Below are 21,649 nucleotides of genomic sequence, written 5' to 3' on the forward strand. Positions count from 1 at the left end.
GCAGCGGCCCAAATTCATCGAGCCGCAGAAGAAGAAATTGCCGAGGGTAATATACACAAAATCATTCAGGTTGCATCAAGGCGGCAAGTGAGTGAATCCCCGGGAGCGTACAGAAGTACGTGACCGGGGTGAACGAGCGCAGCCAACGCAGAGGCAGCCTGAAGGATGAAGTGTATACGTGTCAGGCCAGCTCGTCCCAGATATAATCGCTGAATTTGCCCAGCAGGGTATCGAGATTATCGTCAAAGGTTCTTTGCAGCATCGCCTTCCCGCCGCGACGGTGGAAGTTGCCGGTTTTGAAGACATCGTCGTCGAGCACCACTTTCTCTTTCAGCGCCTGCGCTAAACGATCGAGCCAGCTTAATTGCTCGCTGCTCCAGTCGTTTTCGCCCTTAATGCGCGTCAGCGCGTGATCGACACGTTCCTCAAACGGTTTCAGCGCATCGCCCACCGCAGCGCGGCGAATATGACCAATCAGCCGGGCGGCGATATCTTCATTGCGCGTCTCTTTCCATGCTTTGCGCAGGGAAGATTCCTCAAAGTGCTGGCGGTCAAACCACTCCTGTAGCTCGACCAGCCCTTTACGGGTGAGATCGCGCGGGCGATTAATAACTGCCTGCAATGCCGGTTGCGCGTTCGGGGAACGTTGCACCAGCGAGTCAAAGGCTTCGAGGAAATCCTGCGGCGTGTCGTAATCACCGTACAGCGATTTTACACTCACCACTTCATCGTCGATATCGAGAAAGATCGGCGCATCATTCAGGTTGTTGATGTCCGTTTTCAGCTTTTCCAGACGGCGATAAAGCCAGGCAGTTTGTTAAAGACTTCGGCGCTCCAGTGCGGCCCTTTTTCCCGCAGGCGCGAGGCGAAGCCGTTAAAGTTCACGCCCGCCGCGTCCTGGCATAGCTCATCCAGACGACGCAGCTGTTTATCTATCGTTTCGCTGCGGTCACGGTTAAACGTGGCCAGACCGATGATACGCTGGAGCTTCGCCACCAGTTGTTCATGGCTGTGCTCGGCAAAACTGCGGCCATCCGCTTCGGTGATTTTATAGGTTTCTGAATCGGTAATTTCATTGACCAGCGTTTGCAGTTCCACCTTCGGGCGCACCACCACCGGACGCATGGTGTCGACGCTCTCCAGCGTGCTGTAGATATCGACACAGTCAAAAATCTTAAAGCTGGTTTTATTCACCTCCGGGCATAAGCGCGTGGCGCGGCCTTTCATCTGTTCGTACAGAATGCGGCTGCGTACTTTACGCAGGAACACGATATTACAGATCGACGGAATATCGACGCCGGTCGTCAGCAGGTCGACGGTTACCACGGTATTGGGCAGCCGCTCTTTATTGAAGCGGGTGATCATGGTCTGCACTTTGCGCGCGTCTTTATCGGCATCACCGGTGATCTTGATGATCGCGTCGTGCTCCAGTTGCGGATACTTTTTCTTGAACGCGGCACGCAGCTCTTCCACCACCATATCGGCATGGGCATTGGTGACGCAGAAGACCAGCGTTTTTTGCGATCCGGTCGGGTCAAGATAATTGGTGAGTGCGTTACAGACGGCGCGGTTAAACGCCGGGATCACCAGGCCACGGTTAAAGTCGGCGACTTCAAAATCCTGATCGTCTTCCAGGGTGTCATTGATCACTTCTCCCTGCGGGCTGATGCGCTCTACCTGCTCGCCTTTGGAGAGATAAACCCCCTCCTGCGCGTTGCGGGTGATGATCTGAATAGGCGGATCCTGGTCGATCAGAAAACCGTCGATAACCGCGGTACGGTAGGTATAACGGTAAACCGGCTCGCCGAAAATCTGCACAGTATGTAGCGCCGGGGTGGCGGTGAGAGCGATTTTTACCGCATCGAAGTGATCGAGAATGCGACGGTAGGCAGAGACGTAATCCAGCTGGCTGCGGAACTGCAGTTCGCCTTCGGTCTGCTCTTTATCGAGAATATAGCCGCGATGCGCTTCGTCAACGACGATACAGTCGTAACGGGCCACCGGCATCGGTTCATCTGATTGCAGGGTGCGTTTCACCAGCGACTGTACGGTGGCAACGTGAATTTTGGTGCTGTCTTCCGGGAATTTATCCGTCAGCCCTTTAATGTCGAAAATGCTGTTGAAGGTGTCGCCGTTAATACGCGTATCTTCAAACGCGCCCAGCGCCTGTTCGCCAAGAGAACGGCGGTCGACAAGGAAGAGAATGCGTTTAAAACGCTGGGACTGGATCAGGCGGAACATCATGGCGATTGCCGTACGGGTTTTACCGGTACCGGTCGCCATCGCCAGCAGGATCTCTTGTTGCCCCTTGACGATTGCCTTTTCAACCGCGCGGACGGCATCTTCCTGATAATAACGCAGGCCCAGCTCGCTCATGCCAGGGTTATCGGCAAACCACTGATTCTGTTTTTGCGGTTCGCTGCCGAGCATTTCCAGCAGCTCTTCCGGGCGGTGCCACTCGGGTAAGGCTTTCGACATATTGCGGGTATCACGCACGTCGCGATACCAGATGCCGCTTTTGGTCTTCATTGTTGCGCGGTATTCGCGCCCGTTGGTCGAGTAGCAGAAGGGGATTTTAAACCGTTGTTTGCCGCTGGTGTCCTGCCAGCTGGTTTCATACTCTGGCACTGCTTCATGCACTTCATCCGGTGAGTAGTGCTCAAGCAAGGTTTCCCGCAGGAAGCCATTATCGAAACATTTACTGTAGCGATACGACTCATTGAGCCTGGCGGGAACGTCGATATTGTTACGTTTCGCCTCTACCACCGCGATGGGTTTGAGGCCGACAAACAGCACATAATCCGCAAAGCCCTGATTACCCGTTTCATCTTTTCCGGTCGGCCATTCGGCAATGGCTTTATTGACGCCGGGTTCCGGACGTGCGCCTTTGGAGAAGCGCAGGGTTTTGCTGTCGGCCTGCCAGCCTGCTTTACGCAGTTGCGCATCAATCAGGAAGCGACTCTCTTCTTCGCTAAGGTTGAGTGTGCGCTTGATGGCCTGATCGGTAATTTCTTTGTGGTAAGCCTTACGTTCCTGTTCGGTCTGTTTTGCCAGTTCCGCGTTCTTCTCGGCGAGCTGTGCTTCCAGTGCCGCAAGGCGAGCCTGGGTTTGCGCTTCGGTTTCCTGCTGTTTGCCTTCCAGAATGGCGATATAGCCGTTCAGGGCAACCAGCTTCTGCTGTTGCGCTTCGACTTCTGCCTGAGTCTGCGCTTTTTCTCGCACCTGCTGTTCAAGCTGTTGTTTTAGCGTCAGCACTTCCTGGTGATAGAGGTTTTCACCACGTTCCGGCAACACAAACACCGGCACCGGGAAGTCATAATCTTTAGTGACCAGACGGTAGTACCAGACAGCCAGGCGGAACCCGAGTCGCAGGCACATCTGGGCATCGTTGAGATCGTTATGATATTCGTGCACCGCCTGGTTACCAATGCGGCGTAATTTGTGAAATACAGAGAGGATGTTGTCATCAACAAAGGCGATTTTGCCGAGTTCACGCAGGAGATCGTGTTGATTCTCACAAGGGGGGATGTTGAGTAACAGACCAAGATGTTTCGCTGTGGCTTCGCCAAACATACGCATTTTAATCAGCGTCGTGTTGGGATCATCCGGGTAGTTATTTTCCGCCGCACAGGCGATGGCATAAGTGAAGTCGTTGACGCCCTTCAGGAATTCAAAATTGGATTTATTCATCATTGTTATTAATCCATTGCTGTGCGGGCCTGTCCAAATATTTAAGGCCCATAACATCTCATCTTAGCTTTCTGTACCTTTCCGGGCAATGACCACGGTCACAGCAACTGACTCATTTCTAACGTGTTCGTCTATTTTTGTAGTGCTATAGTAGCCGAAAAACATCTACCTGATTCTGCAAGGATGTACTATGACGGTTCCTACCTATGACAAATTTATTGAACCTGTTCTGCGTTATCTGGCAACAAAACCGGAAGGTGCAGCCGCGCGTGATGTTCATGAGGCTGCCGCGGATGCATTAGGACTGGATGACAGCCAGCGAGCGAAAGTCATTACCAGCGGACAACTTGTTTATAAAAATCGTGCAGGCTGGGCGCATGACCGTTTAAAACGTGCCGGGTTGTCGCAAAGTTTGTCGCGTGGCAAATGGTGCCTGACTCCTGCGGGTTTTGACTGGGTTGCGTCTCATCCCCAGCCAATGACGGAGCAGGAGACGAACCATCTGGCCTTCGCTTTTGTGAATGTCAAACTTAAGTCACGGCCGGATGCCGTCGATTTAGATCCGAAAGCCGACTCTCCCGATCATGAAGAACTTGCAAAGAGCAGCCCGGACGATCGGTTAGATCAGGCGCTAAAAGAGCTTCGTGATGCGGTGGCTGATGAGGTTCTGGAAAACTTATTGCAGGTTTCTCCTTCGCGCTTTGAAGTCATTGTTCTGGATGTTTTGCATCGCCTGGGGTATGGCGGCCACCGTGATGATTTGCAGCGTGTTGGCGGTACTGGAGATGGTGGCATCGATGGTGTGATATCGCTTGATAAACTTGGCCTGGAGAAAGTTTATGTTCAGGCAAAACGTTGGCAGAATACTGTAGGCAGGCCAGAATTACAGGCATTTTACGGCGCACTGGCTGGGCAAAAAGCGAAACGTGGGGTGTTTATTACCACTTCTGGATTTACTTCTCAGGCGCGTGACTTTGCCCAATCCGTCGAGGGTATGGTGTTGGTTGATGGGGAACGCCTGGTGCACTTAATGATCGAAAACGAAGTAGGGGTTTCTTCACGTTTGTTGAAGGTGCCGAAACTGGATATGGACTATTTTGAGTGAAATATCAGGCCGGATGCGGCTGCGCCTTATCCGGCCCATAACCCCTTACTTCCTCAACCCCGCAAACGCAGCCCGAATCTCTTCCTCCGGCAGCTGGATCCCGATAAACACCATCGTGCTATGCGGTTTTTCATCGCCCCACGGCCTGTCCCAGTCGGCGCTGTAGAGGCGCTGGACGCCCTGGAACAGCAGGCGGTTAGGTTCGCCGTCAATCCACAGCATCCCTTTGTAACGTAGCAGTTTATCCGCCGACTCCAGCAGCAGGTTTTCCATCACGCGGGAAACTTCGCTGATATCTACCGGGTAATCCAGTTCCACCACAATCGACGAAATATCGTTTTGTTTATCTGCGATAAAGTGGAAACGCGGTTTGGTGCTGACGACGTTTTCTTCCAGCATAAAACCGTTGGTGTTGAACAGCAGGCCCAGAGCGATGTCGCCGTGGGTGACGGTGTAGACCGGTGCGCGGGCGTTGATGCGCGCCAGGCGTTCATGCAGTTTTTCTGCTTCGCCTGCGACGTCGGTTTTGGTCAGCAGAATGCGGTCGGCGTAGCCAACCTGTGACTGGGCGATGGTGAACTGGTTCATCTGCTCACCGGCATGTACCGCATCCACCAGCGCAATCACGCCGTCCAGCAGATAACGCTGGCATAAAACTTCATGGGAGAAAAAGGTCTGAATAATCGGGCCGGGATCGGCCATGCCGGTGCATTCAATGACCAGACGGTCGAACTGAATATTGCCCTTGTCGAGATTGTCCAGCAGGTCGAGTAGCGCGTCCTCCAGCTCGTTGGAGCGCGAACAACAGATGCAGCCGTTGGTCAGCGTTTTGATCTGCGTGGCGCGGTCGCCAATCAGTTGATCATCAACAGAGACTTCGCCGAATTCGTTTTCAATCACGGCAATTTTGTAGCCGTGCTGTTCATTAAGAATATGGCGCAGCAGGGTGGTTTTGCCTGCGCCTAAAAAACCGGTGAGTAGGGTAACTGCAATCGGGTTCATGCTCTCTCCATTAACAACAGCGCATACCGCCTTTACCATCGCCGCCGTAGCGCGCGTTCTGGCGTTCGCGGAAGAATTCTTCATAGCTCATGTACGGCTTGTCGGGATGGTTGGTCTTCATATGCTCGACGTAGTTGTCGTAGTCTGGAATGCCAATCAACATCTTCGCCGCCTGGCCGAGATATTTTTTTGCCTGTCCTAAGTTACCAAACATTTTGCCTTCCAGATATGCGTAAAGCCCGGAAGGTCCGGGCTAGGGATTTGCCGGATGCGGCGTAAACGCTTTATCCGGCCTACGATAGACACTTTGTAGGCCGGATACGCGCAGCGCATCCGGCAACCGGTTAGTGGTGCGAAGAGATCTTCACGCCGCCTTCCGGGATTGGAACGTACGGAGTTTCTTTGTCAGTACGTTTGTCGCTGTTACGCACCTTCAGCCAGGTTTTGAAACCGTAGAAGATGATGCTGTACACCACAATCAGGAACAGAATACTCAGGCCTGCGTTGGTGTAGTTGTTCACAACGATGTGGTTCATGTTGGCAATCTGCTGCGCCGTCAGGTCAGTACCGTTAGCAATCTTCTCTTTGTACTGGCTTGCCATGTAGAAGAAGCCTTCCATCTGCGGGTTGGTGCTGAACAGTTTCAGACCCAGCGCCCAGGTGGTGCAGATAAGCAGCCATACAGCCGGAACAACAGTTACCCAGATGTATTGGGTGCGCTTCATCTTAATCAGCACAACGGTGCCCAGTACCAGCGCTACGGCTGCCAGCATCTGGTTGGAAATACCGAACAGCGGCCACAGGCTCTTAACGCCGCCCAGCGGATCGACCACGCCCTGATACAGCAGGTAGCCCCACAGACCCACACAGCCCGCAGTACCGATGATACCGGCAACCAGAGAGTCGGTTTTTTTCAGGAACGGGATGAAGTTACCCAGCAGGTCTTGCAGCATAAAGCGGCCAGAACGAGTACCCGCATCCAGCGCGGTCAGGATGAACAGGGCTTCGAACAGAATACCGAAGTGATACCAGAAGCCCATGTCAGCCATCGGCAGCACTTTGTGGAACACGTGAGCGATACCTACCGCCAGCGTCGGCGCGCCACCTGCACGGTTCAGGACAGAAGGCTCACCAATGTCTTTCGCGGTTTGCAGGATCTGCTCTGGCGAAATCACGAAGCCCCAGGAGCTGACGGTCGCCGCCGCGTGTGCGGTAACGTCTTTCAGCTGCGCCATGATGATCGGCGCGTTCTCGCCACCCATTTCATGCAGGTTAGGCATGGTGATGCCAAGGCCAGCAGGCGGGGTATTCATCGCGAAGTAAAGACCCGGTTCGATGATGGACGCAGCAACCAGCGCCATAATCGCCACGAAGGATTCCATCAGCATTGCGCCGTAGCCAATGAAACGCGCGTCGGTTTCGTTAGCCAGCAATTTCGGCGTCGTACCGGAAGAGATCAGCGCGTGGAAGCCAGATACCGCACCACAGGCGATGGTGATGAACAGGAACGGGAACAGAGCGCCTTTCCACAGCGGGCCAGTACCGTCAATGTACTGGGTCATTGCAGGCATTTTCAGTTCCGGGTTCAGCACCACGATACCCAGCGCCAGGCCGACGATAACGCCGATTTTCAGGAAGGTTGCCAGATAGTCGCGCGGTGCGAGGATCAGCCACACCGGCAGCAATGCGGAAACAAACGCATAGCCAATCAGCGCGAAGGTAATGGTGGTGTCTTTAAAGGTCAGTGCCGGACCCCAGTACGGATCGTGAGCAATCACGCCACCGAAGTAGATAGAGGCAACCAGCAGCACGATACCAATGACAGAGACTTCACCCACACGCCCCGGACGGATAAAGCGCATGTAGATACCCATAAACAGCGCAATCGGTACGGTTGAGCAAACGGTGAAGACACCCCACGGACTTTCGGCCAGGGCTTTAACCACAATCAGCGCCAGGACGGCAAGGATGATGATCATGATTAAGAAACAGCCAAACAGCGCGATAGTCCCCGGTACTGGTCCCATCTCTTCTTTTATCATCTCACCGAGAGATGCGCCGTTACGGCGAGAGGAGATAAACAGCACCATAAAGTCCTGAACCGCACCGGCCAGTACTACCCCCGCCAGCAGCCACAGCGTGCCAGGCAGGTAGCCCATCTGTGCGGCGAGAACCGGACCGACCAGCGGACCAGCACCGGCGATAGCGGCGAAGTGGTGACCAAACAACACGTAACGGTTGGTCGGAACGTAGTTCAGACCGTCGTTGTTAATAACCGCAGGCGTCGCGCGCGTGGGGTCGAGTTTCATCACCTTCTGGGCGATGTACAGACTGTAGTAGCGATACGCCACCAGATACACCGACACAGAGGCGACCACGATCCACAGGGCGCTGACGTGCTCCCCCCGACGTAATGCAACTACCGCGAGGCAGAATGCACCGATGATTCCGAGAATCACCCAGGGTATGTGCTTGAATAGTTTTTTCGTATCCATAGTAAAACCTGGCATTTTACTCGTCGTCTTTTGGCTTACAGGTGCGGCAGCTGCGTTCGTTCACCCCTGTCACTTACTGTTGCAAGCTCCCGGGGATTCACTCACTTGCTGCCTTCCTGCAAACCAAAATCCATAGAGTAATTTGTTAATCATAGGCCGAAGCCGTTCTAGGTTTGCGTTGCGTTTGAGGAGGTAAATTGACCGCTATCCTGCAGTGATGTTGCCAGAGATACGCGCGCGTAAAGTAAGGTAAATAACTGAGTGGTTATTTTAGGGATGTAAGCGGTCAGGAATGGCGGTGAGCGGTTGGGCAAGAATTATTCATCGGGTGGATATGTGATTGAGATCACAATAAAAATACCCCTTCGACGAATGCGTGAAGGGGCTGGAGCTTAAATCGCAGCTTCCATTTCCAGCATCACCGGATGGAAACGGCGTTTAAAGTAAATAAGTCCGTGACCTTCTGCACTGAGGATGATGTTTTTAATCTCCACCAGATACACCAGATGTGTGCCAATCGCCTGCACATCGCGGATCTCTCCTTCAAGACTGGCCAGCGAACCTTTCAGCACCGGCTGCGCCAGCGGACCTTTTTGCCAGCATGAGAGGCTAAAACGCTCTTCCATCGCCATGCCTGTCATGCCCGCGAAGTGGCGTGCCATCAGTTCCTGCTCATGGTTGAGGACGTTGACGCACAACTTACCGTTGCCCTGAAAAACCGGGTTCATCGCACTGTTGGCGTTAATGCACACCATCAGCGACGGTGGTGTATCCGTGACCGAGCAGACAGCCGTTGCCGTAATCCCGCATTGTCCGGCGTCGCCCTCGGTGGTGATAATATTTACCGCTGCCGACAGGCTGGCCATCGCGTCACGAAAGCGCAGGCGTTGTTCATCTAATTGCATCTTAACCTCCTGCTGCGTTATTTCAGCAGCTTATCCAGCATGTTGATATCGTCGTTGTTGTGCAGGTGCGGCACAGTCCAGCCGTTCTGGTCGTATTCCGACAGGCAGCGATCAACCATCGCCATCATCTTGTCCATATTGCCGGAGCTTTGTGCCTGGCGCAGACACTGCAGGCGAATCTCATCCTGGCTACCGGAGTAGTTGATTTCATACAGCTCGTGACGACCACCAAATTCGCTGCCAATGGCGTCCCACATCAGTTTGAGGATCTTGATGCGCTGGACGTGATCCATACCGTTCGAACCGCGCACATACTTCGCCAGATACTGGTCGATCTGCGGATTGTTCAGGTCACGGGCACTGGAAGGGAGATAGATCAGGCCACTGGTAACGTTGCGTTCGATAATGTTTTTGATCTTCGCGTAGGCCATTGGTGCCAGTACGCGATAGGTTTGCAGTGCGGCATGATCCGGTAAATAAGCCCCGTTGACCCACGGCGTCGCTTCTGAACACATCGAGTCACTCAATGCCCAGAAGGTGTTGCGCCACGCCACCACTTCACCGAGATCGGCCTGCACACCACGGAACTCCAGGGTGCCGGTACATTCGAGTGATTTTTTCAGCAGTGCCGTAATGAAGTCTAATTTCACTGCCAGGCGCACACAGGCTTGCAGCGGATACATACGGGCAAAACCGCCTTCCATTGTCCAGCGACGGCAGCGATCGAAATCGCGGTAGATCAGCACGTTTTCCCATGGGATCAGCACGTTATCCATCACCAGAATCGCATCGTTCTCATCGAAGCGGCTGGAGAGCGGGTAGTCGTACGGCGAGCCGGTAGCACCCGCGACCATCTCATAAGAGGCGCGGGAGATTAATTTCACGCCATCGGCATCCATTGGCGCAACGAACATCAGTGCGAAGTCCGGGTTTTCGCCCATCACTTGTGCCGAGCCGAAGCCAATCATGTTGTAGTGAGTCAGCGCCGAGTTGGTGGCAACCACTTTCGCACCGCTGACGATAATCCCGGCGTCAGTCTCTTTTTCCAGCTTGATGTAAACGTCTTTCACTTTATCGGTCGGCAAATGACGATCGATCGGTGGGTTAACAATCGCGTGGTTAAAGTAGAGGCCAGTTTCCTGAATACGGGTGTACCAGTTACGGGCGTTCTGCTCGAACTGACTGTAAAAGCCCGGATTCGCGCCCAGTGCGCAACCGAAAGCGGCTTTGTAGTCTGGGGTACGGCCCATCCAGCCATAGCTCAGGCGTGACCACTCAGCGATGGCGTCGCGTTGCTGGCGCAGGTCGTCGGCACTTTTCGCCACGCGGAAGAATTTATGGGTATAGCCGCCGCTACCGGTGTCGGTGTTCCAACACAGAGAGTCCTGCATCTCCGGTTTGTGTAGCGCGTCGTACAGTTGGGCAACAGACGCTGCCGCATTACGAAATGCCGGATGAGTGGTGACGTCTTTCACTCGCTCGCCATAGATATAGATCTCGCGACCATCCTGCAGGCTTTTCAGATACTCTTCCCCGGTGAACGGACGTTGGGTACTGGCGCGGAAATCTTCTGGTTTCATATCGACCTCTACAGTATTAATCGGAATACGATTGTTAATTTTGTGTGTTGTTTTTGTTATTCAATTGAAGCTTGCAGGGGCGATTACGGGAAGAGACTTTTGGGACAATGGCTGGTACTTTTCAGGTCGGGTACGGTTTTGTGATCGAGGTCGCTTTTAGCGATTTTTAACGTTACTAAATCCCCTTGCTCCAGGCGGAGAAAGGGGAATAGCAGGTGGTGCCTGGTTTCCCGTTAAGGCTAAGGGAATTTCACGTCACAGGTACTTTTTTGGCACGATAAGCACTGGGCGAGCAACCGACTAAGCGATTAAAAAAGCGCGCAAAATAAGCCGGATCCTTAAAACCGAGTTGCCAGGCAATATTGTTCACGGCGTTATCAGAAAACAGCAGCAGCCGCTTGGCTTCTCGTAGCTGCCTGTCGAAAATCAACCGTTTTGGCGGACGGTTGGCAAAGCGGCGGCAGATGTCCGTGAGGCGTGATTCGGTGATATGCAGTTCGTTAGCGTAATCCGGTACTGTCCAGTGCTGATGAAAATGGCTTTCAATAAGCATATGAAAACGCTGGAACAGTTTTAATTCTCCGCGCATTCCGCTGGCGGCATGGTCGTCGAGTTTTGCGTTACGCAGCAGTAGGGTGAACACTGCCTGTGCCAGTAACGTCAGGGTGTGTTCCCGTCCAGGCAGTTGTTCTACCGATTCCCGCTCTATCAGTTGCCAATAGTGTTCCAGCGCCGCCAGTTCGTCGGGTTTATCTGCCAGTGACAGGCAAATCCCCGGCAGGCCGAAGGTTTCCCGAGTGCCAGGATAAAGAACTTCCAGCAGGGGCCAGATCAGATCTTCCCGTACCGTCAATACATGACCGTCAGCATCAGACTCCGTAATAAACGCATGAGGTACTGACGGCGGCGTCAGGACAAACAGGGGCGCTTCCACCGAGTAGCGATGATCGTCAAGCTGTAGCTCAATCTGTCCGCTATTGAGGAAATGCATCTGAAAGTACTGTTCGTGGCGATGTGGCAGCATATGGCGGCCAAAAAAGGCCGCCATGCGGGCGAACGACTGATAATGCACATCGTCCGTGCCCAGGCTTTCATCGTACTCTTTGCTGATATCAATATTGGCAATCTGACGGTCACACATCGTCGTTCCTTACGGGGTCGCTCGCGGACGGGAGGACTGCATTGGAATCGCCCAGATAATCCCCGCACCAATCACCAGCAGCGTGGCAACAAACCACAATCCACTGTTAAAGCTGCCGGTCAGATCTTTCAACCAGCCGATCATAAACGGACTTAACGCTGAACCAATGTTGCCAGTGGCGTTGATCACCGCAATACCGATCGCTCGTGCCCGCAGGCTGATGGACTGATCCGGTGTTGTCCAGAAAATCGCCATTGCGCTGAATGATCCGGTCGAAGCCATAATGATCCCCAGCATCTGGATCATGTTGTGATCAGTTGCCGAAGCCAGTAACCAACCAGCGGCAGCGAACAAATAAGGAAGGGCGGTGTGATGCCTTCGTTCCTGGCGGCGATCTGAGTGACGGCTCCAGTAGATCATCCCGAGAATGGTACAAATCTGCGGTACGGCGGCCAGCAGGCCGATGGTGATATTACTGCTGCCCTGATTAAAGCTTTGCAGGATCTGCGGTGTCCAGATGCTGATCGCACTAAGTGTGTTGGTCAGGCAGAAATACACCAGGGTATACATCATCACCACCGGAGTGAAGATCTCCCGCCACATACTGCGTTGTTGCATGGCGTGGTGGCTGATGGCTCCCTCTGGCTGAACCAGCGTCAGACGATCGTTATCCATCATCTCTTGCAGGCATTTTTTGTCTTCTTTCGTCAGCCACTTAGCTTTGTCCGGTGAGTCATCAAGCCAGAACCACACCATGACGCCGAGTAATACCGACGGGAAGCCTTCCAGCAAAAACAGCCACTGCCAGCCTTTTAATGCCATTACGCCATCCAGCGACAAAATGTAGCCGGAAACGATCGAGCCCAACGCTGTCGTTACCGGCATTGCTACCATAAACAAGGCGTTGGCACGGGCGCGGAAATAGGCCGGAAACCAGAAGGTTAAATACAGCAGAATGCCAGGCAGAAAGCCGGCTTCGGTAATGCCAACCAGTATACGCAGTACGTATAAGCTGGTGGGGCCAGTGGCAAACATGGTGGCAGTAGAGGCGATGCCCCAAAGCACCATGATGGTGGCGATCCAGCGCCGTGCACCGACAATACTCAGCATAATGTTGCTGGGAATGCCGAAGATGACGTAAGCGGCGTAGAACAAGGTGGTAGCGAGGCCAAACATGGTGGCGCTCAGACCGAGGTCGCGTCCCATCGTGAGTCCGGCAAAGCCGATGTTGATGCGATCAAGGAACGAGAAGATAAACAGCACGAACAGAAAGACGATCAGGCGGCGAAATAGCTTCTTAATAACCGCCTGTTGTCCGGCAGTCAGCGCTTTATGCTGATTCGCCGGATCGATACTCTCCGGTATGGCAGGTGAGGTGTCGCTCATTTTACTTCCTCTAATGGGATTTTTGTAGGGTACGACAAGGTTTATGGCGGATGCGCACAAACGCCTTATCCGGTCCGCGATTTGGTACGGCTTTTTGCCGGATGCGGCGTAAACGCCTTATCCGGCCTACGGTTTGGTGCGAGTGTAGGCCGGATAAGCGCAGCGCATCCGGCATTAATACACGTCGGGCTTAATCGCTGTAGCCTGCGCACCAAACCGTGCTGCCAGCGCTTCGGCGGCGCGGGCGAGCAGGGTGGTGTCAACGCCGACGGCGACAAACAGCGCGCCCAGTTCCAGATAGCGTTTTGCCAGTTGCTCATTGGCGATCAGGATCCCCGGCGCTTTGCCCGCTTCGCGGATCTGCACGATCGCCTGCTCAATCGCGGCCTGTACTTCCGGGTGCTGAGGATTACCGGCATAACCCATATCGGCGCTCAGATCCGCCGGGCCGATAAACACGCCGTCGACCCCTTCCACGTCCAGAATCTGCGGTAAGTTCTTCATTGCCTCACGCGTTTCGATCTGCACCAGCACGCACATTTGATCGTTGGCTTTTTGCAGGTAATCAGGAATGCGATTCCAGCGCGAGGCTCGGGCCAGCGCACTGCCCACACCGCGAATACCGGCGGGGGGATAACGGGTGGCGCGTACCGCTTCACGGGCTTCGTCAGCGTTTTGTACCATCGGCACCAGCAAGGTTTGTGTGCCGACGTCCAGCAGTTGTTTGATTTGCACCGGATCGTTCCACGACGGACGTACTACCGGCTGGCTGGGGTAGGGCGCAATCGCCTGTAGCTGGGTGAGCACGGTTTGCACGTTATTCGGCGCGTGCTCACCGTCGATCAATAACCAGTCGAATCCTGCTCCGGCCAGTAACTCCGCGCTGTAGCTGCTGCTCAGCCCCAGCCATAATCCGATCTGCGGGCGGCCTGCTTTCAGCGCCGCTTTAAAACTGTTTTCCATCGTTCTCTCCTTAAACAAAGCGGCAGCTAATGGAACCCATGTTGCCGTAATCGACGTGGAAGGTGTCGCCCTTACGCGCCGGAACCGGGCGGGTGAACGAACCACCGAGAATGATTTGCCCGGCTTCCAGTTGTACGTCATAGGGTGCGAGTTTGTTCGCCAGCCAGGCCACGCCGTTTGCCGGATGATTCAGCACACCAGCGGCGACGCCGGTTTCTTCAATCACGCCATTGCGATACATCAGGGCGGAGATCCAACGCAGATCCAGTTCGTCTGGTTTGATCGGACGACCGCCGAGGATCACTCCGGCGTTGGCGGCGTTATCAGAAATGGTGTCGAACACTTTGCGCGGGCGCTGGGTTTCCGGATCGATGTTGTGGCAGCGAGCGTCGATCAGCTCCAGCGCCGGGATCACATAGTCCGTGGCGTTGTAAACGTCGAACAGCGTGCAGTTTGGTCCACGCAGCGGTTTTGCCAGCACGAAAGCCAGCTCCACTTCAATGCGCGGCACGATAAAGCGATCGGTCGGGATATCGCTGCCATCGTGGAAGAACATGTCGTCCAGCAGTGCGCCGTAATCTGGTTCGCTGATTTGCGAGCTGGCCTGCATCGCTTTCGAGGTCAGGCCGATTTTGTGGCCTTTCAGCGTGCGACCTTCGGCAATCTTCAGGCGAACCCATTCGCGCTGTACGGCGTAGGCGTCTTCGATGGTGATCTCCGGGTAATCCAGCGAGATCGCGCGGATCTGTTCGCGCTGTTTTTCTGCCTGATCCAGACGCTGGGCGATCAGGGTGTGGGTGTGTTTGTCGAACATAGCGATATCCTGTGGCATTGCCGGATGCTGCTGCGCCTTATCCGGCCTGGAAGCTGGTGCAAATTTATTTAAACAACGCGTGTACGTTGTTCTGTTTGAAATTCAACGTCGGGTGCAGCTCTGCAATCTCAAATGAAAGCGCCAGGTAACGGCTCTCCATCAGTGAGGCGAAGTGCGTTTTAATCAGATCAAACAGCATTTCTCCTACTTCCTGACGGCTTTCCAGACTGCGTCCGCTGCCGATTTTTAGCGTCATATGCACAAAGGCGTAATCGTGCTTGCCATCAGCCATTTGCCAGGTATCGATCCAGTGCGCCCGGCTACGTATTCCCCCAAGCGGAAAAATCCCCGTTGCCGCCAGTGCAGTGTTAACACTGGCAAACAGCTCAGGTAAGCGGGCTTCTTCACGAATATTTTCAGTACATTCCACGATAAAGTGCGGCATAAAACGTCCTTACGCGGGCAGCGGGAAAACAGCGTTAACCTGACCGGTGCCAGAGCTTGGGAACAGCTCGGTAATAAACTCCACCTTGCCGTCGTATTTATCCCAGCCGAGCATCCCCAGCAGCATCACCGTGTCGTGCATATTGCCTTCGCCGTAGCAGTAGTCGGCGTACTCCGGCAGCATATTGCAAAACTCTTTGAACTGGCCTTCGCGCCACAGCTTCACCACGCGCTCGTCCATCTGGCGGTCGAACTCGCGGGTGTAGCTGTTCATCCCTTCTTCCGCACGCTGATCGTCAATAAAGCGGTGCGATAACGAACCGCTGGCAAGGACCGCCACGGTGCCGTCGTACTGTTCGATCGCTTTCAGAATCGCTTCGCCCAGCTTGCGGCTGTCGGCAAAATCGTGAACCGTGCAGAAAGCCGAAATGGAGACCACTTTGAAGTGCTTGTCTTCATTCATGTAGCGCATCGGCACCAGCGTGCCGTATTCCAGTTTCAGGCTGGGAATATTGTGCGCTTTTGCCCGCACGCCGAGCTTTAAGGCTTCATCGGCAATTAGCTGCCCCAACTCCGGGTTGCCCTCGTAGTTGTAGGTCATGTCACGAATAAAATGCGGCAGTTCGTTACTGGTGTAGACGCCTTCAAAATGGTCTGCACAGTTGATGTGATAAGCACTGTTGACCAGCCAGTGGGTGTCGAAAACGATAATGGTATCGACGCCCATTTCCCGGCAACGCTTGCTGATCTCTTTATGCCCGTCGATCGCACCCTGGCGACAACCGTGGTTTTTTCCTGGTAGTTCAGAGAGATACATCGACGGTACGTGCGTGATCTTGGCGGCTAACGCTAACTTACCCATATCAGACTCCCCATTTCGGAATTGGATGGTCGCCCATGGAAATGCAGACGTTCTTCATTTCCGCGAACACTTCGAAGCTGTACTCACCGCCTTCACGCCCGGTGCCGGAGGCTTTTACGCCGCCAAACGGCTGGCGCAGGTCGCGGACGTTCTGGGTATTGACGAACACCATGCCTGCTTCAATGCCACGCGCCAGGCGTAACACTTTGCTGACATCCTGTGTCCAGATGTACGACGCGAGGCCGTACTCCACGTCGTTTGCCAGGCGTAAGCCTTCGGCTTCGTCTTTAAACGGCAGCAGGCAGGCGACCGGCCCGAAAATCTCTTCCTGGGCGACGCGCATACGGTTATCTACGTCTGCCAGCACCGTTGGGCGCAGGAAGTTGCCGCCTTTCAGGTGCGCAGGCAGGTCAGACGGTTTATCCGGGCCGCCCGCCAGCAGGGTTGCGCCTTCTTCAATGCCGAGACGGATATAGCCGGAGACTTTTTCCCAGTGTTGCTGGCTGATAAGTGCCCCAACCTGGGTATTCGGATCGTTCGGATCGCCCAAGCGCAGACGGTTGGCGCGTTCGGCAAAGCGTTTAACGAATTCCGGGTAGATGCTTTGCTGAATAAAGATGCGCGAACCGGCGGTGCAGCGCTCGCCGTTGATCGAGAAGATGGTGAACAGGGCGGCGTCCAGCGCGCGTTCAATATCGGCATCTTCAAAAATCAGCACTGGCGATTTTCCGCCCAGTTCCATGGAGTATTTTTTCAGCCCGGCGTTTTTCATGATGTTGCGCCCGGTGGCGGTACCGCCGGTGAACGACACGGCACGCACGTCATGATGACGGACCAGCGCATCCCCTGCGGTTGCGCCGTAGCCCTGTACCACGTTCAGCACGCCCGCCGGAATACCGGCTTCCAGCGCCAGCTCACCCAGGCGGTCAGCGGTCAGCGGGGAGAGTTCTGACATCTTCAGCACCGCAGTATTGCCCAGCGCAAGACACGGCGCGACCTTCCATGTGGCGGTCATAAACGGTACGTTCCACGGCGATACCAGCGCACAAACGCCCACCGGCTGCACCAGCGTGTAGTTGAGCATCTTGTCGTCAACCGGATAGGTCTTGCCGTTCATCTGCTGGCAGACTTCCGCGAAAAATTCAAAGTTGTGGGAAGCGCGTGGGATCAACACATTTTTGGTCTGATGGATCGGCAGGCCGGTGTCCGCGGTTTCCATCGCGGCGATCTCTGGCACGTTCTGGTCGATCAGATCGCCCAGACGGCGCATCAGGCGCGCACGCTCTTTCATCGGCAGATTGGCCCATTTCGGGAACGCCTCTTTCGCTGCCGCTACCGCCTGATTGATCTCCGCTTCACCGCCAGAGGCCACATCCGCCAGCACTTCACCCGTTGCCGGATTGGTGGTCTGGAAGTAGTCGTTACCTGCAACATTTTTGCCGTTGATCCAATGATTTACTTTTTTCATTTCGCTGTTTCCTCACTCACAATTCGGTTCACCAGGCAGCCCACGCCTTCTACTTCCACCACTACTTCATCGCCAGGCACCACGTCAGATAAGCCTTTTGGTGTGCCGGTGGCGATCATGTCGCCCGGATTCAGGGTCATAAATTCGCTTAAGTAGGCGATCAGGAAGGGCACGCTGAAGATCAGATCGGCGGTGGTGCCTTGCTGGCGTAACTCGCCGTTGACGAAGGTGCGAAGGGTCAGATTATGCGGGTCCGGGATCGCCTCTTTCGGCACGATGGTTGAAAGCATCGGCGTCAGTCCGTCGCGGCTTTTTACCCGCAGGTTAGGGCGGTAGTAGTTTTCCAGATAGTCGCGAATGGCGTAGTCGTTACACACGGTGTAGCCCGCGACATAATCCATGGCATCGGCTTCGCTGACGTTACGCGCCTGTTTGCCAATAACTACCACCAGCTCCGCTTCATAGTGCATGTATTCAATATTGTTTGGACGCACGGAGGTCTGGTTATCGCCAGTGAGGGTATTTGGCGCTTTCAGGAACACCAGCGGTTCTTCCGGTGGCTTAAATTCCAGTTCGCTGGCGTGGTCGGCGTAGTTCAGGCCGAGGGCAAACAGCGTGCCGTGCGGGTGTGGCTGCGTTGGGAAGCTCTTGCGCGTGGTCACTTCACGTTCGTCCACTACCGGATTTTCCAGCGGCGGGAAACCTTCTGCGAGAACACGAACGCGATCGCCTGGCTGTATTTCCACGCGCGCCTGTGGCGTGCCGAGCAGAATGGCATCGCCTGGATTCAGTGTGACAAATTCGCTCAGGGCGCTCAGCAACTGCGCGGCGTTACGTTGTAAATCGGCGGTATTCCAGTGATCGGCAGGACGCCCGTTGATCTCGGTATAGATGGTCAGATTATCGACATTGCTGAGAGCCACGGTTTCGCCAATGGGGCAGAATCCATCACGACATTTTGCTTTGATTGCCGGGCGGTAAAAGCTCTCTTCCGGCAGGCTGACGTCGTTAGCCAGCGCATATCCGGCGATGTACTCTGCCGCATCTTCTTCACGTACTTTCGTCGCCGTTTTTCCCACAATCAGCGCAACAGTCGCACCGCTCAGTACCTTTTCACCCTGTGGAAAGGGAATCGGTTCACCGCAACCAATCACCGTATTGCGCGGTTTAATAAACCAGACCGCAGTTTTAGGCGGGGCTTTGTAGGGGGATTGCTGGAACGCTTCCTGCCATGCATCAAGTTGGCTGCGATGGTTCAACGCTACGGCGAAGATAGTGCCTTTCATTACCACTCCTCGGATTCGATCATCTTAATCATTAATATGTTAATGATTACTTTTATTCCCGATTGCGTAGTTTGGCAAAAGTAAGTGATGCAAATGTGATCTAATTAACAAACTATTTACATTTAAAGATAATAAAATATTAAATATCAGTAAGTTAATAAAATATCATCAATTTTGATAAAATCAGGAATTGCAGGGACAGCGCAGTCCCGGTAACGTGACGATTAACTGTTTCTATATTAATAATTTTGAATTTTTCAGGGGGAAGATAATGCACGACTCTCTAACCATTGCGTTGCTCCAGGCGCGAGAAGCGGCGATGAGTTATTTTCGCCCAATCGTTAAACGGCATAATTTGACTGAGCAACAGTGGCGCATCGTGCGTATTCTGGCGGAAAGCCCATCAATGGATTTTCACGATCTGGCGTATCGTGCCTGCATTTTGCGCCCAAGCCTGACCGGGATCCTTACGCGGATGGAACGCGACGGTTTAGTGTTGCGATTAAAGCCGATCAATGATCAGCGGAAGCTCTATATCTCGCTGACCAAAGAGGGGCAGGCGCTGTATAACCGCGCTCAGACACAGATTGAAGAAGCCTATCGGCAGATTGAAGCTCAGTTTACTGCCGAGAAAATGCAACTGTTAACCCATCTGTTAGAGGAATTTATTGCTCTGGGCAATTCCCGACAAGAAGACATCCCGGGCGATAATGAATAACTTTTTAGTATCTGATAACCAGCCCCTGGTTTTTCCATGGATGGCGGGTTACACCTTTTCATAAAGTTTTTGCTTTCCAGGCCGAAAATCTTGCATCGGTCCACAGGAAAGAGAAACCATGTTAAAACGTATCAAGATCGTGACCAGCTTACTGCTGGTTTTGGCCGTTTTTGGCCTTTTACAACTGACATCAGGCGGTCTGTTCTTTAATGCCTTAAAGAATGACAAAGAAAATTTCACTGTTTTACAAACCATTCGCCAGCAGCAATCCACGCTGAATGGCAGCTGGGTCGCGTTGTTGCAGACGCGTAACACCCTCAACCGCGCGGGTATCCGCTACATGATGGATCAGAATAATATTGGTAGCGGTTCAACCGTTGCTGAGCTGATGCAGAGTGCCAGTATTTCGCTGAAACAGGCGGAAAAAAACTGGGCGGATTACGAAGCGTTGCCGCGTGACCCGCGTCAGAGCACCGCCGCAGCGGCAGAGATCAAACGTAATTACGATATTTATCACAATGCGCTGGCGGAGCTGATCCAACTGTTAGGTGCAGGCAAAATCAACGAGTTCTTTGATCAGCCGACTCAGGGATATCAGGACGGTTTCGAGAAGCAGTATGTGGCTTACATGGAACAAAACGATCGGCTCCATGATATCGCCGTCAGCGATAACAATGCCTCCTACAGCCAGGCGATGTGGATTCTGGTGGGCGTGATGATCGTCGTACTGGCGGTCATCTTCGCCGTCTGGTTCGGTATTAAAGCCTCGCTGGTAGCGCCAATGAATCGCCTGATTGACAGCATTCGTCATATTGCAGGCGGCGATCTGGTGAAACCGATTGAGGTGGATGGCTCTAATGAGATGGGGCAACTGGCAGAGAGTTTGCGCCATATGCAGGGAGAGCTGATGCGTACCGTCGGTGATGTGCGCAACGGGGCCAATGCCATCTATAGCGGTGCCAGCGAAATCGCTACCGGCAATAACGATCTCTCTTCGCGCACCGAGCAACAGGCTGCTTCGCTGGAAGAGACGGCAGCCAGCATGGAGCAACTGACCGCAACGGTGAAACAGAACGCCGAGAATGCGCGCCAGGCCAGCCACCTGGCGTTAAGTGCTTCTGAAACGGCGCAACGCGGCGGCAAAGTGGTAGATAACGTGGTGCAGACTATGCGTGATATCTCCACCAGTTCGCAGAAAATCGCCGATATTATCAGCGTAATTGACGGCATTGCCTTCCAGACCAATATTCTGGCTTTGAACGCGGCGGTTGAAGCAGCGCGTGCGGGTGAGCAAGGACGTGGTTTTGCGGTGGTTGCGGGAGAAGTGCGTAATCTGGCCCAGCGTAGCGCCCAGGCGGCTCGTGAAATTAAAAGCCTGATTGAAGACTCGGTGGGGAAAGTGGATGTTGGCTCTACGCTGGTCGAAAGCGCCGGGGAAACAATGGCGGAGATTGTCAGTGCTGTGACCCGCGTGACGGACATTATGGGCGAAATTGCTTCTGCTTCTGATGAGCAGAGCCGTGGTATCGATCAGGTTGGCTTAGCGGTTGCTGAGATGGACCGGGTAACTCAACAGAACGCCGCGCTGGTGGAAGAATCTGCCGCCGCCGCCGCCGCGCTGGAAGAGCAGGCCAGTCGCCTGACCGAAGCAGTGGCAGTGTTCCGGATTCAGCAACAGCAGCAACAGCAGCGTGAAACATCGGCTGTGGTAAAAACCGTGATGCCAGCTGCGCCGCGTAAAATGGCCGTGGCAGATAGCGGTGAGAACTGGGAAACGTTTTAATCGCCAT

General features: G+C 54.1%; 16 protein-coding genes and 1 pseudogene. 3 read left to right on the plus strand and 14 right to left on the minus strand.

What is annotated here, in order from left to right; translation table 11 throughout:
• Nucleotides 1-181: 181 nt before the first annotated feature.
• Nucleotides 182-3,693 (minus strand): annotated as a pseudogene (gene hsdR, locus RTW80_RS09170) (type I restriction-modification system endonuclease).
• 187 nt (nucleotides 3,694-3,880) lie between these two features.
• On the opposite strand from hsdR, the gene mrr reads away from it, so the two are divergent.
• The gene (gene mrr, locus RTW80_RS09175; RefSeq protein WP_000217931.1) at nucleotides 3,881-4,795 is read left to right on the plus strand and encodes an adenine/cytosine-specific restriction endonuclease Mrr; all 915 of its coding nucleotides are present in this window, start codon (nucleotides 3,881-3,883) and stop codon (nucleotides 4,793-4,795) included.
• Between the two features lie 45 nt (nucleotides 4,796-4,840).
• Here mrr and yjiA read toward each other — a convergent pair whose 3' ends face one another.
• From yjiA to hpaG, 13 genes are all read right to left on the minus strand, one after another.
• Complete coding sequence (gene yjiA, locus RTW80_RS09180) at nucleotides 4,841-5,797, minus strand: GTPase (RefSeq protein WP_063119361.1); 957 nt, start codon at nucleotides 5,795-5,797, stop codon at nucleotides 4,841-4,843.
• A 10-nt stretch (nucleotides 5,798-5,807) separates the two neighbouring features.
• Complete coding sequence (locus tag RTW80_RS09185; protein ID WP_000467859.1) at nucleotides 5,808-6,011, minus strand: YbdD/YjiX family protein; 204 nt, start codon at nucleotides 6,009-6,011, stop codon at nucleotides 5,808-5,810.
• A gap of 130 nt (nucleotides 6,012-6,141) precedes the next feature.
• On the minus strand, nucleotides 6,142-8,292 hold the full coding sequence (gene btsT, locus RTW80_RS09190; protein ID WP_001309197.1) for a pyruvate/proton symporter BtsT: 2,151 nt from the start codon (nucleotides 8,290-8,292) through the stop codon (nucleotides 6,142-6,144).
• 392 nt (nucleotides 8,293-8,684) lie between these two features.
• Nucleotides 8,685-9,197: a 4-hydroxyphenylacetate 3-monooxygenase reductase subunit gene (locus RTW80_RS09195; RefSeq protein WP_001175455.1), complete on the minus strand. Its 513-nt coding sequence runs from the start codon at nucleotides 9,195-9,197 to the stop codon at nucleotides 8,685-8,687.
• A 17-nt stretch (nucleotides 9,198-9,214) separates the two neighbouring features.
• On the minus strand, nucleotides 9,215-10,777 hold the full coding sequence (hpaB, locus tag RTW80_RS09200) for a 4-hydroxyphenylacetate 3-monooxygenase, oxygenase component (RefSeq protein ID WP_063119362.1): 1,563 nt from the start codon (nucleotides 10,775-10,777) through the stop codon (nucleotides 9,215-9,217).
• A 250-nt stretch (nucleotides 10,778-11,027) separates the two neighbouring features.
• Entirely contained in the window at nucleotides 11,028-11,918 is an 891-nt protein-coding gene (gene hpaA / locus RTW80_RS09205) for a 4-hydroxyphenylacetate catabolism regulatory protein HpaA (protein WP_000332890.1), read from the minus strand.
• Nucleotides 11,919-11,927: 9 nt separating this feature from the next.
• On the minus strand, nucleotides 11,928-13,304 hold the full coding sequence (gene hpaX, locus RTW80_RS09210; protein ID WP_312718936.1) for a 4-hydroxyphenylacetate permease: 1,377 nt from the start codon (nucleotides 13,302-13,304) through the stop codon (nucleotides 11,928-11,930).
• Between the two features lie 174 nt (nucleotides 13,305-13,478).
• Complete coding sequence (gene hpaI, locus RTW80_RS09215) at nucleotides 13,479-14,267, minus strand: 4-hydroxy-2-oxoheptanedioate aldolase (protein WP_000431702.1); 789 nt, start codon at nucleotides 14,265-14,267, stop codon at nucleotides 13,479-13,481.
• Nucleotides 14,268-14,277: 10 nt separating this feature from the next.
• Nucleotides 14,278-15,081 carry a 2-oxo-hept-4-ene-1,7-dioate hydratase gene (gene hpaH, locus RTW80_RS09220; RefSeq protein ID WP_000459750.1) on the minus strand — a complete coding sequence of 268 codons (804 nt, stop codon included), beginning with the start codon at nucleotides 15,079-15,081 and terminating at the stop codon, nucleotides 14,278-14,280.
• A 64-nt stretch (nucleotides 15,082-15,145) separates the two neighbouring features.
• Complete coding sequence (locus tag RTW80_RS09225) at nucleotides 15,146-15,526, minus strand: 5-carboxymethyl-2-hydroxymuconate Delta-isomerase (protein ID WP_001119868.1); 381 nt, start codon at nucleotides 15,524-15,526, stop codon at nucleotides 15,146-15,148.
• Nucleotides 15,527-15,535: 9 nt separating this feature from the next.
• Nucleotides 15,536-16,387: a 3,4-dihydroxyphenylacetate 2,3-dioxygenase gene (gene hpaD, locus RTW80_RS09230; RefSeq protein ID WP_000516990.1), complete on the minus strand. Its 852-nt coding sequence runs from the start codon at nucleotides 16,385-16,387 to the stop codon at nucleotides 15,536-15,538.
• Nucleotide 16,388: 1 nt separating this feature from the next.
• Entirely contained in the window at nucleotides 16,389-17,855 is a 1,467-nt protein-coding gene (hpaE, locus tag RTW80_RS09235) for a 5-carboxymethyl-2-hydroxymuconate semialdehyde dehydrogenase (protein WP_089642058.1), read from the minus strand.
• Nucleotides 17,852-19,141, minus strand: a complete 1,290-nt coding sequence (gene hpaG / locus RTW80_RS09240; RefSeq protein WP_063119364.1) for a 4-hydroxyphenylacetate degradation bifunctional isomerase/decarboxylase — start codon at nucleotides 19,139-19,141, stop codon at nucleotides 17,852-17,854. Before hpaG ends, hpaE begins: the two co-directional genes overlap by 4 nt.
• Before the next feature lie 271 nt (nucleotides 19,142-19,412).
• On the opposite strand from hpaG, the gene hpaR reads away from it, so the two are divergent.
• The gene (gene hpaR, locus RTW80_RS09245) at nucleotides 19,413-19,859 is read left to right on the plus strand and encodes a homoprotocatechuate degradation operon regulator HpaR (protein WP_000543914.1); all 447 of its coding nucleotides are present in this window, start codon (nucleotides 19,413-19,415) and stop codon (nucleotides 19,857-19,859) included.
• Nucleotides 19,860-19,977: 118 nt separating this feature from the next.
• On the plus strand, nucleotides 19,978-21,642 hold the full coding sequence (gene tsr, locus RTW80_RS09250) for a methyl-accepting chemotaxis protein (protein WP_000919544.1): 1,665 nt from the start codon (nucleotides 19,978-19,980) through the stop codon (nucleotides 21,640-21,642).
• The last annotated feature ends 7 nt before the right edge of the window (nucleotides 21,643-21,649 follow it).

Origin of the sequence: Escherichia sp. AM3 (assembly GCF_032029835.1) — a bacterium.
GTDB lineage: Bacteria > Pseudomonadota > Gammaproteobacteria > Enterobacterales > Enterobacteriaceae > Escherichia > Escherichia coli.